Origin of the sequence: Cellvibrio sp. PSBB023 (assembly GCF_002007605.1) — a bacterium.
Taxonomy (GTDB): Bacteria; Pseudomonadota; Gammaproteobacteria; order Pseudomonadales; family Cellvibrionaceae; genus Cellvibrio.
The window spans coordinates 1,279,985-1,296,098 of record NZ_CP019799.1 but is presented as its reverse complement, the minus strand read 5'-3'; the positions used below and the strand labels follow the sequence as shown (position 1 = coordinate 1,296,098).

The following is a 16,114-nucleotide window of genomic DNA, read 5'->3' as shown; positions in this document are numbered from 1 at the left end:
TGCAACTGACGGAAATGGTGTTATTTCATTTGCAGTCTGGTGCTATTTAAGCGGCTTATGGCAAGGATGATAGTCGGCTATAAGTATAGAGAATATTGGTATAAAACGAATTTCATTTATGTGTTTAAATCCTTAACGTAAAAAACACTTTTTTCAATTAAGGAGCTAGGCATGATTCAATCCAAAGGGTTAAGAGTTGTTGGTCTTTCCGTTTTATTGGCATTGTCCGGAACAGTGAGTGCTGCACAAGAAATATTAAACGCATCTTACGATGTGTCGCGCGAGCTGTTTGCGGTAATTAATCCAAAGTTTCAAGAGCATTGGCAGAAAACCCATGGTTCTGTCATTACGGTGCAGCAGTCCCATGCGGGATCATCGGCACAGGCGGCTTCCATTCTTCAGGGTTTAAAGGCAGATGTAGTGACCTTTAACCAGTCCACGGATATTGATGTGCTGCATGAGAAGGGTAATCACGTCAGCCCGGACTGGCGTAAAAAGTTTGCTAATAATAGCTCACCTTTTTACTCCACTACGGCATTTCTTGTGCGCAAGGGTAATCCCAAAGGCATTAAAGATTGGGATGACCTTGCCCGCAGTGATGTGAAACTGGTATTTCCCAACCCTAAAACCTCAGGCAATGCGCGCTATACATACTTGGCTGCCTGGATTTACGCCAAAGACAAATTTAAAGCCGATGATGCCAAGAGTCGTGATTTTGTGAGCAAAGTGCTCGGTAATGTCGTGGTGTTTGATACTGGTGGTCGCGGTGCAACCACTTCATTTGTAGAGCGTGAGCTGGGCGATGTGTTGTTGACCTTTGAATCCGAAGTCAATTTGATTCGCAAGCAGTATGGCGAAGACAAGTATGACATTGTTGTGCCCAAGATCAGTGTGCTTGCCGAGTTCCCCGTTGCTGTCGTGGAAAAGGTAACAAAAGAAAAAGGTACCGAGCAGGCTGCCACTGAGTATTTGAATTATTTATACTCTGAAGATGCCCAGCGTGTACTGGCAGATTTTTTCTACCGTGTGCACAATCCTAAAGTGAAAGCTGAATATGCCGCTCAATTTCCGGAGTTGAAGCTGGTTGCAGTTGAGGATGTATTTGGTAGCTGGAATAAAGTGAATGCGGAACACTTTGGTACCGGCGGTATTTTGGATCAATTGCTTCGTCAGGCGAAAAAATAATTGAGGTGTTTGTGTCTGTGAGAGGGGATGTCATTGTCTAGATTTGGTTCGCGTTTATTTTCCAATCCAAAAGGTATTTTCTCTCGACCAAAACCTGTATTGCCTGGACTCACACTCAGCCTGGGGCTGAGTGTTGTCTATTTAAGCCTAATTGTTTTGTTGCCTGCGATTATGTTGGTACTGAAGGCGGCAGAAATCACATGGAATGAACTGCTCTTCTATTTTACTGATCCGCGGTTGATTGCCAGTTTTAAAGTAACATTTCTCGCTGCCGCACTGGCTTCTATTATTGATGGCATAGTGGGATTGCTATTAGCCTGGATTCTGGTGCGCTATGAATTTCGCGGTAGAAAATTCATTGATACATTAATCGACTTGCCCTTTGCATTGCCGACTGCTGTAGCGGGGTTGACTTTGTCTGCACTCTTTGCGGCGAATGGTTGGATTGGCCAGTGGTTGGCGCCCTTGGGTATTACGATTTCCTATAGTTTTTACGGCATCATTCTTGCCATGATGTTCACCAGCTTGCCTTTTGTGGTACGCACTATTCAGCCGGTACTGGAGGATTTTTCTCCAGAGTATGAGGAGGCGGCTGTATCGCTGGGGGCTAACCGTGCACAAATTTTCTATCGCATAGTGTGGCCCCATATTTTTCCTGCTTTTTTATTGGGAATAGGTTTGGCTTTTGTGCGTAGCCTTGGCGAATTTGGTGCGGTAATCTTTATTGCCGGCAATATGCCTTACAGTACAGAAGTGGTATCGCTAATGGTGTTTACCTACATTGGTGAATACAACTATGTGGCAGCATCGACGGTTGCCTTGTCAATTTTAATTGTCTCGCTGGTGTTTTTGCTGCTGATCCAGTTGCTACAAAAATATTATCAATTGCCTAAATCCCGGTCCATGCCATGAAATACACTCCACGTAAACCGGAAGGCTTTGCCAAAGGCTTGTTATTTCTTGGTGTGCTCCTTGTTGTTGTTTTGTTGATTCTGCCATTGTTGTTGATTTTTGTGGCGGCCTTTCAAGGTGGTTGGACGCTCTTTGCGCAGAATTTGCTTGATAAGGATATGCTCGCCGCGATTCGGCTTACATTATTAGTTGTGCTCTTAACGTTGCCAGTAAATCTGGTGTTTGGAATCATGATCGCCTGGTGCGTAACGCGGTTTCGCTTTTGGGGGCGACGTGTGATTGTGGCATTAATTGATGCTCCCTATGCACTCTCACCCGTTGTTGCCGGGCTGTGCTATTTATTGCTGTACGGTAGTGAAGGCTGGTTGGGTAGTTGGTTGGGCGATTTTGGAATTCAATTGGTATTTGCCTGGCCTGGTATAGTATTAGTAACTATTTTTGTCACCAGCCCTTATGTCGCCCGCGAGTTAATTCCACTTATGGAAACACAGGGACACGAGGAAGAAGAGGCCGCTGTCTTGTTGGGTGCCAGTGGTTGGCGTCTGTTCTGGCGGGTGACTTTACCCAATATTAAATGGGCTTTGTTGTACGGTGCGGTACTGACAACAGCGAGGGCAGTGGGTGAGTTTGGCTCTGTATCGGTGATCTCGGGGGCAATTCGCGGGCAGACTAATACCTTGCCGCTGCATGTGCAGTTGTTGCATCAGGACTACAATAGTATCGGTGCATTTACCGCATCCTTGCTTCTTGCATCTATTGCACTGTTAACACTCGTACTGAAAACCATTCTTGAATATTTTCAGCGCGAAAAAAACAGCGAAGTATAATTCCTTACCACTTCTCATTGCAGCCAGGATATTCTTTGCCGCAGAAGTAGCGTCAGCCACAAACCAGCAAAGCAGAGTGCAGCAAATATCCAGCCGGATAATGCGCCTGCCATAATTCCGGACAAGAGGGAGCCAACAGTGCAACCCAGTGCCGTCATGCTTGCCCAGCCCATGAGTAAACCACCGATAAAGTGACGAACAATTTTTTGTGGCGATGGACGTTCAGGTGCAAATTGTCCGCTCCATAATGCGGATGCAAATGACGCAAGCACCAAGCCAGTAACAAAAACACCATTGACTGAGAGCAAGGTTTCTTTGACTGCTGTGGCGCAGCCAGAAAAACTATCCAGTCCTTCCAGGCGAGCGGGAATAGCCTCCAGCCAGCTACCGGTGGTGCGCGCAATGCTGCCCAACTCCGCAGTAACTCCTAAGGGTGCAATACGAAAATACGCGATGGTGGCAACGAAACCTATAAGTATGCCGCCAACATAGGTGGGCCAGCGATTCACAAACAATGCGATAAAAAAAGATCCATGCTCAACCGTCGGGTTTGGTGCGCGATGTGATGTGATGGCACGATGATATTTCATAAGTAGTACAGCGATAAATGCCAACACACTTAATTGCACCAGTAATGCACCGCCATAACCAAAGGTGTGTGGTAACCAGATGACAGGCGCGTTCTGTATAAAGCCTAAATACAAGGGATTCCAGCTTTGAAAGCCGGCGATAAACCCCAAGATAACACCAATCAATGCAAACACCGAGGCAAAGGCGCCTTCACCTAAACGATATAAATGCGCACTGATGCAAGAACCGGAAAGGCCCATGCCGATACCAAAGATTAACGCGGCGAATGCGAGCACCCAGGATACGGGGCCAATGTGTGCATCCGGTGGGAACCGGCCTTCAGCGGCGACAGGCAATATTGCACCATAAATAGCGGTGTAACCCACAAGGCCAATTGCCAGTGCGGTGATGAGCCCGAGTAATCCATGGCTATTTCGCTGTTCAATAAAATCACGGCTGATGCAAAAAAAACAAAATTTTGATCGTTGCAACAGGGTGCCAAACAGGGCGCCCAGGATGAGTGAGAGTGATAAATCACGTTCGTATTGATTGGCCAGTTGCATGCTGGCTGTGATTAGTGCACTCGTAATGAGCAGGGCAGTGCTGCGTTGCAACCAGTGTGTTGAAAAGACAAAACTCATATCGACTCTTCTGAAATAAAAAAGCTCCCCGGTGGAGGAGCTAAACTTGTGTGGCTACTAGAGAAAGGAAATAACAATAACGAATGCGTGAAATATTTACTTGCCGCCCCACACAGTACCGCTCAGGTTGGCAACCGGAACGCCCACAGAGTTGCCGTATTCAGTCCAGGAACCATCGTAATTTTTTACATCGTAGCCCAGAATTTTCTTGAGTGCGAACCAGGTATGACTGGAGCGCTCACCAATTCTGCAGTAGGTAATAATAGGCTTGGTTCCATCAATTCCTACAGCGGCATAGACTTTGCGCAACTCTTCAGCAGATTTAAATGTACCATCGGCCGCTACAGCTTGCCCCCAAGGAACATTAACGGCGCCTGGAATATGTCCGGCGCGAATAGACAGTTCCTGTACACCGGCAGGCGCAAAAATTTTACCGCTATATTCATCGGCAGATCGAATGTCGACTAATTTTGTCGTGGTATTTTCTTGCTTGGCCACACTCACAACATCGCTCAAATAGGCGCGAAGTGCCGGGTTCGCTTCTGCAAGGCTAATGTTGCCGGGTTTAACACTGGTTTGTTTAACCGAGAGTGGGCGGCCTTCGCTCTCCCATTTTTTGCGTCCGCCATCTAATAATTTAACGTTATTCACACCGTATACATCAAAAACCCACGCACCCCATGCGGCGAACCAATTGTTATTGTCACCATAGAGAATAACGGTTGAGTCTTTATTGATCCCGGCATTGCGCAACAATTGTTGGAAGTTCTCACGGGAGGCGATATCACGTTTTACTGGATCAACCAGATCAGTATGCCAATTAATATTGCTCGCATTGGGGATGTGGCCACGCTCAAACTGTCCTGTGTCAACACTCACTTCAAGAATGCGAATATTTTTTTCGTTGATATTTTTCTCGAGCCATTCGGTAGAAACCAAAAATTCACTGGCAGCGTGAGTCGCGCTGGTAATGGCGAAAAGTGCTACGCCAACGCCGTAACTGATGGATTTTAAAAGTGACATAATTTTTCCTTGTTGTTAGTGATATTAGGGTAAACAGAATCGCCCTGATTCATGCAAGGCATCTGTCGCTAAGACAGGGACACAGTAGGTTGATCATTCGGAAAAATAAAAGAATAGTTTTTTATATTTATATAACTGTAATTTCACTTCGATTATTCGAGCTGAAAGGGCTGTTTGTTATTGTGCAGTACTTTATTGGTGCTGTTTATTTTTGAGCAGTGAATTGCCCCAATCTAAACCTTAACAGTGGTTTTGATGTGACGATTTTGGTGGCACAAGTATTGCTGGTACAGATTTTACAGTTGCCTTACAGAGTTTATTTTAGTGGAGATAGTGTTATGCGTATTTTAGGTTTTTCTGGCGGATTGAGCGTTCCGTCAAAAACACATGGATTGGTTAATGCAATTGTTGAACGCTTTGCAACCAGAGCCAAGGTGGAGGCTGAAGTGATTGATCTGGCGCAGGTCGCGACGGGTTTCGGTGGTGCTTTGTATCGTCAACATTTACCGTCGGAATTGAAATCAGTGCTGGAGCGTATTGAAGCAGCAGATGTATTGGTTGTGGCATCGCCGGTGTACCGTGCTGCATACCCCGGGTTATTCAAGCATGTGTTTGATTTGATAGAACGCGACGCCCTGGAAGGGAAGGCGGTGATCTTGGCTGCCAATGGTGGCAGTGCGCACCACGCTTTAATTTTGGAAAGTCATTTACGTCCACTGTTTAATAGTTTGGGTTCTTTCACTGTACCGACGGGTATTTATAGTCAGTCCTCGGATTTTGACGGTTACTACCTGAGTAATCCCAGTGTATTGGAGCGGGTAGATGTAGCCATTAATGAAGTGCTGCGTTTACAGCGCGGTCTATTACCTGCCGTCGCCAAATCAGAACCCGAAGGGGCATTTGTCTAATGGGTGTCCATGCCATTCCTGATTCGATTTTACGGTTAAAAAATATCGGCAAAACATTTCATCATCAAGGCGCTGCCTTGGAGGTGTTAAAGGAAGTTAACCTGACGGTACACCCCGGTGAATTTGTCAGTATTTTGGGGAGTAGCGGCTGCGGAAAATCGACACTCTTGCGGTTATTGGTCGGGCTGGATATCGATTATTCCGGTGAGATTTCACTGGGAGGAAAACCGGTGACTGGTCCCAGTTTGAAACGCGGCATTGTGTTTCAGGAGCATCGCCTTCTGCCGTGGTTGACCGTCTATGACAACGTCGCCATTGCGCTTAAAAATGCCACAGTGTCGGCCGCAGAAAAAAAGGATTTGGTGCAACAACATATTGAATTGGTCGGCCTTAAAGGGTTTGAGCAGGCTTGGCCCCATCAGTTGTCGGGCGGTATGTCACAGCGTGTGGCGATTGCGCGCGCACTGGTTAATCGCCCGGATGTGCTCTTGCTTGACGAGCCTTTTGGCGCGTTGGATGCAATGACACGTGCCTATTTGCAACAGGAGTTGCAAGCAATTTGGCACAAAGAAAATATCACGATGATTTTGGTAACACACGATGTGGAAGAGGCGGTTTTTCTGGCGGATCGCATAGTGATTATGGAGCCTAATCCCGGGCGCATTAAGCGAATATTGGTTGGCCCTGGCGCACATCCGCGCGATCGCAATAGTGCGCCTTTCAATACTGTAAAGCGCTTGGCATTAGCGGAAATTAATGGTGAAGATACCAGTAAAGGTACGCATCAAACATTTGTGGACTTTAATCGCTTGGGCGAGGTTCGTCTGTCCTGGTAATGTATTTTTCTTGGAAACTTTTAAAAAGGTGAGGGTTATGTCTATTACAGCAGTTAATGTGCGCAATCAGTTTCATGGGAAAATTAAAGAGATTGTGCGTGGATCAGTGGTGTCGGAAGTGGATATAGAAACGCCTGCTGGAATTATTACCTCCGTTATTACTACTCGTTCCGTAGATGATTTGGGTTTGGTGGTTGGTAAAGAGGTAGTTGCTTTGATCAAATCTACCGACGTATCCGTCGCCGCATTCTAACTATCAGTTCATTTTAACTATCAATTGATGGCGCTGTAGTTAAACGCACCGGAAGATGGTTTTACGCTTAATTCGCAGTGACGTATTTTTTATATTGCCCGGCAACAAGTGCCGGGCTTTATTATTTTAATCACTATTTATTTTTAAGCGGTAATTGCCTGCTCTGAAGTGAATTGGTTTTTGATTCTGTTTCAACTGGAATATTTTTCCCTGTATCAACAATGACACCAATACTGTTTTCCTCATAGGCCTTATAGAGCGATGCATAAAATCCCTGCGCACCAATAAGATCATCGTGCTTGCCCAATTCAACAACCTTTCCTTCGCGAATCACAGCGATGCGATCGGCATCGCGAATGGTAGATAAACGGTGCGCAATAATAATCGCCGTGCGGCCTTCACAAAGTCTACGCAAGGCGATTTGCAAGCGACGCTCGGTTTTTACATCCACGGCGGAAGTGGCTTCATCCAAAACCAGAATGGCAGGGTTAGCTAAATAAGCGCGTACCAAACACACCAATTGCCGCTGTCCATGGCTCAAGAGTGAACCCAGTGGGCCAACTTGCGTGTGATAACCTTCGGGTAATGCAACCAGCAATTCATGCGCATCCAACGCTTCGGCGGCTGTAATTAACTCATCATCACTGGCCTCCGGTGCTGCAAGGCGCAGGTTGTCCAGAATACTGCCACTGAAGAGCACATTATCTTGCAGCACTACACCGACGTGGCGACGCAAATCACTTTGGCGCAGTGCGCGCACATCAATGCCATCGACCGTTACGCTGCCTTCGCTGACATCGTAAAAGCGCGTTAATAATTGCACCAGTGTACTTTTTCCATGGCCGGTGGGACCAACAATTGCCAAGACTTCACCGGCTGGCAAGTGTAAATTCAAATCGTCGATGACCCACTGTGTTGCCTGTGGCGAGTAGGCAAATTTCACCTGATTAAAAGCCACATGCCCTTCCACCTGTGGCAGTGGGTGAGGTTGTTCCGGGTCTATAATTTCCGGTTGGGTATCCAGCATGAGAAAAATACGTTGTGCACAGGCGGAGCCATTCGCATAACGCTCGAATAAATCACTTAACTCTTGCAGCGGTGCCAGAAAAATAAAAACATAAAATAAACTGGCAGCTAATTGCCCCATGGTGATTTGATCCAGTGCCACACCGCGGCCGCCCACCACTAATAACACAGCCATTGCGGTTGTAGTGAGAATGGCAGTAAAGGGCGCAAACCAGCTTGCGCGAATATTGCCATGCACTAATGCTTTATTGAAATTATCCACCAGTGTGTAATAGCGCTGGTGGTTGCTTGCCTCGTAGGCGTTTTGTTTAATAATCCGAACGCCGGCCACGGTTTCTACTAAATGTGCGGTAAAACGGCTGCGGTTCTCTGCCACAATTCCCCAGTTGCGCTGGGATATTTTTTTGAAAATAACCGTGGCAATGATCATGATGGGCACTATGGCAACAATGCTAGTAAATAGCAGTGGCGAAATTAACCAGAGCATCACGCCTGCTACCAGGCAGCGCAACAGGGCGGAGAGTAGCTCAGGCGGGCCTTGAATTAAGAGGGGTTCCAGTGCATTAACATCGCTATCAGCGCGGGCAGTAATGCGGCCCGCTTTGGTGCGATCAAAATAACCCACACTGAGTTTTTGCACGTGGCTGAAAACACGAATGCGCAATTGGTTAATCACATGAATAGCGGCACGCCCACTCAAGTATTGTCCTATTCCTGCCAATAAAAAACGCGCTGCCCAGGTGAGGGTAAATGCAATACCCGTCCACAAAACGACCTGATAATCCACACTGATTGTCTCCGCTGTGCGAATAAAACCTGCATCAATCAAGTGGCTGACAAGCCAGGGGCGCATAAAAATAGCAGCAACCAATAATGCCTCAATAATAATGGCGCCTAGCACCAGTTTTTTTACCGGGCCAAGTAGTGGTAGCAAGCGCAAAAACATACCGCGCTCAAGAGATGTTTTAGCGAGTATTTCTTCTAATTGAATATCGCTCAGGGCGGTATTGCCTCGAATATTAGTGGCCATCGGCGACTCCCATCAGTTCGCGATAAATTGAATTGTGTTGTGCCAATTGTTGATGAGTACCTACGGCAACAATTTGACCTTGCGCCAAGAGTGCTACTTTGTCGGCCAACAACACAGTGGATAATTTACTAGAGACGATGAGCAGGCTTACGCCGCGCCCCTGGCTTTGTTTGAGTTCACGTAAATTGTCGATAATGCGTCGTTCGGTGGTGGCATCCAAGGCGCTGGTGGCGTCGTCCAGGCCGAGTATTGAGGCGTTGCTGAGCAGTGCCCGCGCCAGGCAAATACGCTGGCGCTGACCGCCGGAAAGGGTAATCCCGCGGTCGCCAATACGCGTATCGAGCCCGTGTTCCAAGCGGCGTAATACATCTTCGGCACTGGCCAGGCGCAGTGCTTCAAGAATCTCTGCATCGCTGGCATCGGGTTTGGCAAGTCGCATATTGGCGGCCAGGGTATCGGAAAATAAAAAACTTTCTTGCGGTACAACGTGAACACGCCGTCGCAAATCTGTTGTGTCCAATTGTTTGATATTTTTCCAGCCCAGCGCATCGCTGCCAATGGTAATGGTGCCCTCATCGGCGTCCAGCAGGCGCGGAAGCAAACTGAGTAATGTGCTTTTCCCGCTGCCGGTAGTGCCTACCAAGGCAACAATTTCGCCGGGATTTATATCCAGCGAGCAGTGTTGGAGTATGGCGTTATCCTGCGCCGCAGGATGCAGGCCCACATCCCGTAAGTGCACGCCCAATTCCCCCTGGGGTAATTTTTCTGTGCCGCTGATAATGCCGGGTTTTGCATCCAGTAATTCCCAAATGCGTGCCGCTGATGCCCGTGCATCAGCAAATACTTGCATTACCCGGCCTATGCCTTCAACGCGCAGGACCAGCGTATTGGCAAGGAGTACCGATGCAATAAATTCACCGAGGTTTAATTCGCCTTTGCCAATCAGGTGAGCACCATAGGCAAGTACCCACACATGGCTCAAAGCAATAATAATTTGCGGCAGTGGAATATGTGAGCAGGCATAGGCCAATGCTTGACGAGAATGAAATGCGAAGGCGTTAACCTGATTGCTAAAGTCTGCTATGCGTGATGGCTCAAGGCTAAAGGCTTTGATAACACGCACACCACTAACACCTTCGGTGAGGTTTTGATTGACCTCGTCATAGGCCTGGCCTACAGCGCGATCCAGCGTCACCAAATGATCGGTTTGCGATACCAGTATTGCCATGCCAGCCAGCGTAATCACCAGTGGCACCAAGCCCAGTAGTGGACTGTACCAACATAGCATGCCAACAGTGGCAATAATTAATAGCGCAGTTTCAAATACTTGCCGCCAGAAATTCACCAGTGCGTCGCGCAGCTTATCGGCGTCGCGCGTGGTGCGTGTCACCATGCCGCCCACACCGTGTTCGCGGTGATAAGCCAGATCCAGGTGTTGCACTTGAGAAAAAATGCGTTCGCGCAAAATAAATAATAAATCCTGGCCAATGATCAGTGCCATTAATCCGGACAGGTATTGCACTACACCGCGCCCAAAGGCAATGGCAACCAAAATGGCGAGCCAGCCCAAGGCAACAGAATAATCCAGTGTGCCATCACTGTGTGTTACGACAGCTTTGCCTAATTCCACATCGTGAATGGCACGGCCCAGCAGCCATTGCTGCCAAGCCATACTTAAATTGCCCACAGCAAACAGGGTTGCCGTTAATGCAAAGCGCCAGGGCATTTCGCGGTAGAGCGCAAGGCAGCGCAATAAGGGGTAAGTCTTACTCATGAGCTTGAGGTTCCAAAAAAAGAAAGGGGGATTACCAGTGTTGTTATCCCTACAGGGTTCTGTGTGCTTTTATGCAGTGGTTTCAGTAGCGCATAGCAAGGTGTAGGCCAAATTAGCAGAGGCAGATGATTGAATGTTGTTTGTGCGGTTGTAGTGTGAAAACACAGAAAATTGTTGCTGAACCGACAGTTTTTAATCCTTAGGCTTAGCCACCGTTAAATAGTTTGTTGTTTTGCGAACAATAGTGGCGCCCCGTGTGTTGTGTTTTGCGCACTTGTGTCAGTGAAAAAATAAAATATCCCACTATTATCGGCACAGTAACGTGTTGGAACACTTTCTGCTTTAACCCTTGCGTAATTATTTACTGTCCTTGCTGCTTGTTGGTGTAAGTAGCAGGCGGCGTTTATTGATTGATTAAATCTGTTAGCAAGGAGTCTGTTAATGACTGCATCATTAAAAATTGGCCAGCCTGTGCAGGCGGCCGCACTGGAACAAATTTGGTTTACCCGCTGCCCAGTGCCAACCGCAACGGGATTGGCCTATAAATTGGGTTGGTTAAGCGACGAATTTTCGGTAGACGGTATTGCGCTGGATACATTGCAGGAAAATCGCGATTTAGGCCGTCACCACTACGACCATGATTTGCCAACTCTGGTGCGCGAAGGCGGTAATATTCTGGCGCTTGCAGCACGTGCCCAAGGCGCGAGTACGCGATTAATTGGTTTGACCTGGATTGAGGAGCGGCAGGCAATCTTGGTGCGCCCGGATTCCGCGATTCGCGCAGCAAAAGATTTAAAAGGCAAGCGCCTTGCATTGCCGGATTGGAATCAGCATCCCATTGCCAGTCACCAACGCGGAACCAGTATCGCACGCGGTATGTCGCTGCAAGGCTATCGCGGTGTGTTGCATTACGCCGGTTTAACATTTGATGATGTCGAGTTGGTAGAGGTGCCGTCTAATCGTCCGCATCCAACGCGGGGTGATCATACCGCCGCTGCGCAGCAAGATGGTCTGAGTAATTTATGGCGAGGCATTGATTATCTGGTGCAGGGAAAAGTGGATGCGGTTTATGTAAAAGGCGCATCAGCAGTAGATGCCGCCCGTGCGGCGGGAGTGGTGGTAGGGATTGATCTGGATCGCATTCCTGATCCAACCTACCGCGTAAACAACGGCACTCCGCGCCCAATTACTGTCCATGAGGACTTTATCAATAACCATTTTGATGAGTTAGTGCGTTTTCTGGCGCAAACCTTACGCACGGCAGATTGGGCAGCAAGCCATGAAGCTGAAGTGCATAAGATTCTGGAATCGGAAACTCGCGGTAGCGGCAGTGCGGTAGCAGATGCCTATCGCGATGATTTCCATAAAAAACTGCACCCGGATTTATCGCCCCAGCGTTTGGCATGGTTTGAACAGCAGAAAAAATCGCTGTGGTTGCATGGTTTCCTTGAACATGATTTTGATTTTTCCGATTGGGTGGATCATCGCCCATTGGCTGCTGCCCATGAATTATTGGCGCAGTGGCGCGAAAAGGGAAAGGCGTGATGCCAATGTCTCACTGACAGCTTGATTATTTGGAGTTGATATGTCTGTTGAATTTATTTGGCAATTGCCCGGTGCCCGCGATTCGCGTTATGCAGATGCGCGCCGTTATAAACGCGCCGAGCGCTTGCCCGGCGATGCCTATCCCTATGGCCCACAGATTACTGATCCTCGTGGCGATAGTTTTAATTATTTTGATTATCTCTTACAGATTGCACGCGCTGCTGATTTAACTGGTTTTGATGGTATTCAGATTCCTCATGATCCCCAGGGCGATGAGTCCTGGATTGTTGCCGGTTATTTAGCGCGTAATACCCGGCACTTGCGTTTGATCACCGAATTTGAAGCATCCCGTGGTTCGTCGGTGTATGCAGCAAAAAATGCGGTGAGCTACCAGCGGTTTAGTAACCAACGATTTGCCTGGCAGCTAACACCGGGTGGTACGGCAGCAGAGCGGCGCCAATTAGGCGACTTTGTTGCCGATGAAAAACGTTTGCCGCGTATTGATGAATTTCTCACGGTTGCCAAAGGTGTTATTACCCAGTCGCCGTTCAGTTTTAAAGGCGACTTTTTTGAAGTGCTGGAGGGTGGTTTTCAAGGGCCGCTCGGCAATAACCCCGTGCCAAAAATTTATCTCGGTGGCAATGACACGGCAGCTTATGAATTATCTGCACGTCATGCGAATGTGCATCTATTGGATGCGGCCCCCATAACAGAGTTGCAGTCAGTGATTGCGCAGTTGCATGTGTTGGCGCAGCAACAAAGTAGAGCGCTAGCGGTTGGTTTGCGTATCAATGTGCTCGCACGTGAATCGGAAGAGGAAGCGTTGGCCGATGCGCAGCGGTTTTGGCAGCAAGCCGGTCTGGGGGATGCAGTGCAATTAGCGCCGGGGCTTTGGTCTTTGCCTGTTACGCACACCGATGCCACAGCATCCTTGGTGGGGAGCTATGAGCAAGTGCTTGCGCAGTTGGTGGGTTATGTCCATGCGGGTATTAGCAGTTTTATTCTTGCTGGTAGTCCACATTTGGAAGAGGCTTATCGTGTGGGTGAGCATTTATTGCCCGCGCTGCGAAAAGCGATTGCTGAAGCCAATGGATTGGTTGTGGCGGCTTGATTTTTGCCACACAAAATACTTGAGGAATTATTATGAGTCTTGATTTTTTTTGGCGTATTCCAACTCACGGCGAACCCAGTTCACATCGTTCACGTCTGCCGTATCGCGGCGATTGGTATCAAGGGCAAGATCATATACGTCATCCCGGTTTGGCCGGTGGGGGGCGCGATGGTTTCAGTTATATCGATTATATTGCCGAGGTAGCGCACGCCGCTGAAATCTCCGGTTTTCAGGGCGGCTTATTACCTTCTTTTCCGATGACCGACGAGCCATGGGCTATATCGTCATTTCTTGCGCGAGAGACAAGTCGCTTTCGTTTCATGATTGCTTTTCAGCCAGGCTTTTTAAATCCGGTTACGGCGGCGCGAATGACTGCCAGCCTGCAGCGTGCGACCGGTGGCAGGGCGTTGTTTAATATTATTACCGGCGGTGGTGGACCATCCCAATTGTGGTGGGGCGATTCTTTTGCTCACGATGATCGCTACACGCGTACCACAGAGTTCCTAGATATTTTACGCGGTGTTTGGCAAGGCACGCCATTTGATTATCAGGGGCGTTTTTATCAAGTAGAAAATGCGCAGCTTCCATTTCCATTAAATCACGAGCCATTTCCGGAAATATATTTTTCAGGTTCATCGGATGCAGCCTTGGTGTCTGCATCAAAGCATGCGGATTATTATTTGTCTTGGTTAGAGCCGTTGGCGCAATTGCGTGAAAAGTTTGATCGTGTAAAAGCCAAGACTGATCAATTGGGGCGAAAAATAAAATGTGCGGTGCGGGTGGATATTGTGGCGCGTGCTACCGAGGAAGAAGCGTGGCGCGAAGTGCGGCGCGGGTTTGAAAATCTGGATGCAGTGCAGTTGGAGCGTTTCAAACAGCAGTGGGCGCGTCAGGGTGATTCTGTTGGTGCCAGTCGCCAAAGCGGGTTTCGTCCCAGTCAGGTTAACAGCTATAAGGATTTAATTGTCGAGCCGAATATCTGGTCCGGGTTTAATTTACTACGCGGTGGGCAAGGGCAGGGCATTGTTGGCAGTTATGAACAGGTCGCACAGCGGCTTGACGATTTGGTTGCGCTTGGCGCTGACGCGTTTATTCTGGCCAGCACCTCGCATTTGGAGGAGGCTTATCGTGTGGGAGAAGAGGTGTTGCCGTTGGTGAGAGGGCGCTCACAAGGTATTGCTGAAACACCCTCTTTATCGCTATCGGCTTGATATTCATACCAAAGCAATAACAGCCGTTTTCCGGTGATACTGCTGTTATTGTTTTTCCTGGTGCAATTCCAACCAAGCGAATAAAACTAATGAATAAGCCCCTTCGATTTGGCACCTGCAGTTTTGCTCCCCAATACTAATGGTTTGCGTCGGTTGAACGGTTTATGTTTGCGCAACAAGCGCTCCATGGGCTCATGATCAATCCAGTGTGCGATAGAAAAATCCTGGGTAATAAACTGATGTTGTAATAAAAAGTCCTTATACAAACTCAAGCGTTTTATATTTTCTGCAGTTAAATCCAATTGCAAACTTTGATGCACTTCATTGCCATAAGCATATTGGATCCAGTTTTCCGACCATCCTACTTCACGGCTTAGCAGTGCCAGGGTTTCCAGTGGGTGATCTTGTGCCCAAGCGCCCGCCATATGGGTTTGCAGTAACAAACAATCCACCAGGTGTGGATAGTGCTCCAACAACCAACTGTTGATAGTGAGTGGTCTGGGCGTGCAATTATTCAGGCGTACGTAGGGATCCGGGTATTGGTTAATATTGGCAATAACCTGTGCGCCGAGCAGGTGGGTTGCCTGCGCACCGCGCACATCTTTTACATAGACAGCATCTACCAGTTCATGGCTAATGGCATGGATCTCACTACTGTAGCTGTAGCGACCGCGTCGTCCTGTTCCAGTGGAGACTATTTGCCCATCGCGAACTTGTGTGGGAATTTCATGGTCGGGCAAGTCAATAATCTCTACATCCTTGAGTGACAAACCTTCGGTTTCCAGCATCACACTGAAGCCACGTAACGCTGCTACCCGTGAATGATCCAGCGGTACATTATGCTTGGGTAAACCAATGCGACGCCCGCGTAAATCTTTTACCTGCTGTATGCCAGATTGGGGCAGGGCAATCAGCGATTGATATTCATCGGTCCAGGTCAATCCAATGACCCGCGTATCCTGCTGTTTTGACTTGGCCCAAATAACCGGTGCACTGCCTCCCTGACGGAAGGCGTTGAGTTGGTTGATATCAAAATGCCGCGGTATATCGGTTGGATTGGTGCTTTCAAAGAGCGAGCGCACCTCGATGTTGGCGAGTTGATACATTGCCTCCTCTATCCACCCCAATTGCATAGCCAATGCCAGTGGTGACGGAACAGGACAGCGGGCATAAAGTAGTTGGTTTAAACGTCCGAATCTGTTTGTCATAAAATTATTTGTACTCTCCGTAATCGTCTTTCCATCATCATTTTTACCAGTCAG

At 48.1% G+C, this 16,114-nt stretch carries 14 protein-coding genes; 9 read left to right on the top strand and 5 right to left on the bottom strand.

Annotated features, from left to right (window positions below):
- The first annotated feature begins 171 nt into the window (after positions 1 to 171).
- The 3 genes from cysP to cysW are packed head-to-tail and all read left to right on the top strand — an operon-like array spanning position 172 to position 2,924.
- The gene (gene cysP / locus B0D95_RS05800) at positions 172 to 1,185 is read left to right on the top strand and encodes a thiosulfate ABC transporter substrate-binding protein CysP (RefSeq protein ID WP_078043012.1); all 1,014 of its coding nucleotides are present in this window, start codon (positions 172 to 174) and stop codon (positions 1,183 to 1,185) included.
- A gap of 33 nt (positions 1,186 to 1,218) precedes the next feature.
- Complete coding sequence (gene cysT / locus B0D95_RS05795) at positions 1,219 to 2,097, top strand: sulfate ABC transporter permease subunit CysT (RefSeq protein ID WP_246841736.1); 879 nt, start codon at positions 1,219 to 1,221, stop codon at positions 2,095 to 2,097.
- Positions 2,094 to 2,924 carry a sulfate ABC transporter permease subunit CysW gene (cysW, locus tag B0D95_RS05790; protein WP_078043010.1) on the top strand — a complete coding sequence of 277 codons (831 nt, stop codon included), beginning with the start codon at positions 2,094 to 2,096 and terminating at the stop codon, positions 2,922 to 2,924. The genes cysT and cysW overlap by 4 nt, the downstream gene beginning before the upstream one ends.
- 14 nt (positions 2,925 to 2,938) lie before the next feature.
- Here cysW and B0D95_RS05785 read toward each other — a convergent pair whose 3' ends face one another.
- Positions 2,939 to 4,135, bottom strand: coding sequence for a YeeE/YedE family protein (locus B0D95_RS05785; protein WP_078043009.1), 1,197 nt, complete (start codon positions 4,133 to 4,135; stop codon positions 2,939 to 2,941).
- 96 nt (positions 4,136 to 4,231) lie between these two features.
- Positions 4,232 to 5,158, bottom strand: a complete 927-nt coding sequence (locus tag B0D95_RS05780) for a sulfurtransferase (RefSeq protein ID WP_078043008.1) — start codon at positions 5,156 to 5,158, stop codon at positions 4,232 to 4,234.
- 338 nt (positions 5,159 to 5,496) lie between these two features.
- Between B0D95_RS05780 and B0D95_RS05775 the strand changes: the two genes are divergently transcribed.
- From B0D95_RS05775 to B0D95_RS05765, 3 genes are read left to right on the top strand one after another with little or no spacing between them, the layout of a single operon-like run.
- On the top strand, positions 5,497 to 6,066 hold the full coding sequence (locus tag B0D95_RS05775; protein WP_078043007.1) for an NAD(P)H-dependent oxidoreductase: 570 nt from the start codon (positions 5,497 to 5,499) through the stop codon (positions 6,064 to 6,066).
- Entirely contained in the window at positions 6,066 to 6,902 is an 837-nt protein-coding gene (locus B0D95_RS05770; RefSeq protein ID WP_078043006.1) for an ABC transporter ATP-binding protein, read from the top strand. The genes B0D95_RS05775 and B0D95_RS05770 overlap by 1 nt, the downstream gene beginning before the upstream one ends.
- Positions 6,903 to 6,939: 37 nt before the next feature.
- Positions 6,940 to 7,155, top strand: coding sequence for a molybdopterin-binding protein (locus B0D95_RS05765; RefSeq protein ID WP_078043005.1), 216 nt, complete (start codon positions 6,940 to 6,942; stop codon positions 7,153 to 7,155).
- Positions 7,156 to 7,288: 133 nt separating this feature from the next.
- Here B0D95_RS05765 and B0D95_RS05760 read toward each other — a convergent pair whose 3' ends face one another.
- Positions 7,289 to 9,211 (bottom strand): ABC transporter ATP-binding protein, encoded by a 1,923-nt coding sequence (locus B0D95_RS05760; protein ID WP_078043004.1) that lies wholly within the window; start codon positions 9,209 to 9,211, stop codon positions 7,289 to 7,291.
- The gene (locus B0D95_RS05755) at positions 9,201 to 10,985 is read right to left on the bottom strand and encodes an ABC transporter ATP-binding protein (RefSeq protein ID WP_078043003.1); all 1,785 of its coding nucleotides are present in this window, start codon (positions 10,983 to 10,985) and stop codon (positions 9,201 to 9,203) included. The genes B0D95_RS05760 and B0D95_RS05755 overlap by 11 nt, the downstream gene beginning before the upstream one ends.
- 441 nt (positions 10,986 to 11,426) lie before the next feature.
- On the opposite strand from B0D95_RS05755, the gene B0D95_RS05750 reads away from it, so the two are divergent.
- Genes B0D95_RS05750 through B0D95_RS05740 form a run of 3 tightly spaced genes read left to right on the top strand, consistent with a single transcriptional unit; the run spans position 11,427 to position 14,852 of the window.
- Entirely contained in the window at positions 11,427 to 12,530 is a 1,104-nt protein-coding gene (locus B0D95_RS05750) for an ABC transporter substrate-binding protein (protein ID WP_078043002.1), read from the top strand.
- A gap of 40 nt (positions 12,531 to 12,570) precedes the next feature.
- Entirely contained in the window at positions 12,571 to 13,641 is a 1,071-nt protein-coding gene (locus B0D95_RS05745; RefSeq protein ID WP_078043001.1) for an LLM class flavin-dependent oxidoreductase, read from the top strand.
- Positions 13,642 to 13,673: 32 nt separating this feature from the next.
- Positions 13,674 to 14,852 (top strand): LLM class flavin-dependent oxidoreductase, encoded by a 1,179-nt coding sequence (locus B0D95_RS05740; RefSeq protein ID WP_078043000.1) that lies wholly within the window; start codon positions 13,674 to 13,676, stop codon positions 14,850 to 14,852.
- A gap of 86 nt (positions 14,853 to 14,938) precedes the next feature.
- Here the strand turns inward: B0D95_RS05740 and B0D95_RS05735 are convergent, their stop codons facing one another.
- Positions 14,939 to 16,060, bottom strand: a complete 1,122-nt coding sequence (locus B0D95_RS05735; protein WP_168172405.1) for an ABC transporter substrate-binding protein — start codon at positions 16,058 to 16,060, stop codon at positions 14,939 to 14,941.
- Positions 16,061 to 16,114 lie beyond the last annotated feature (54 nt).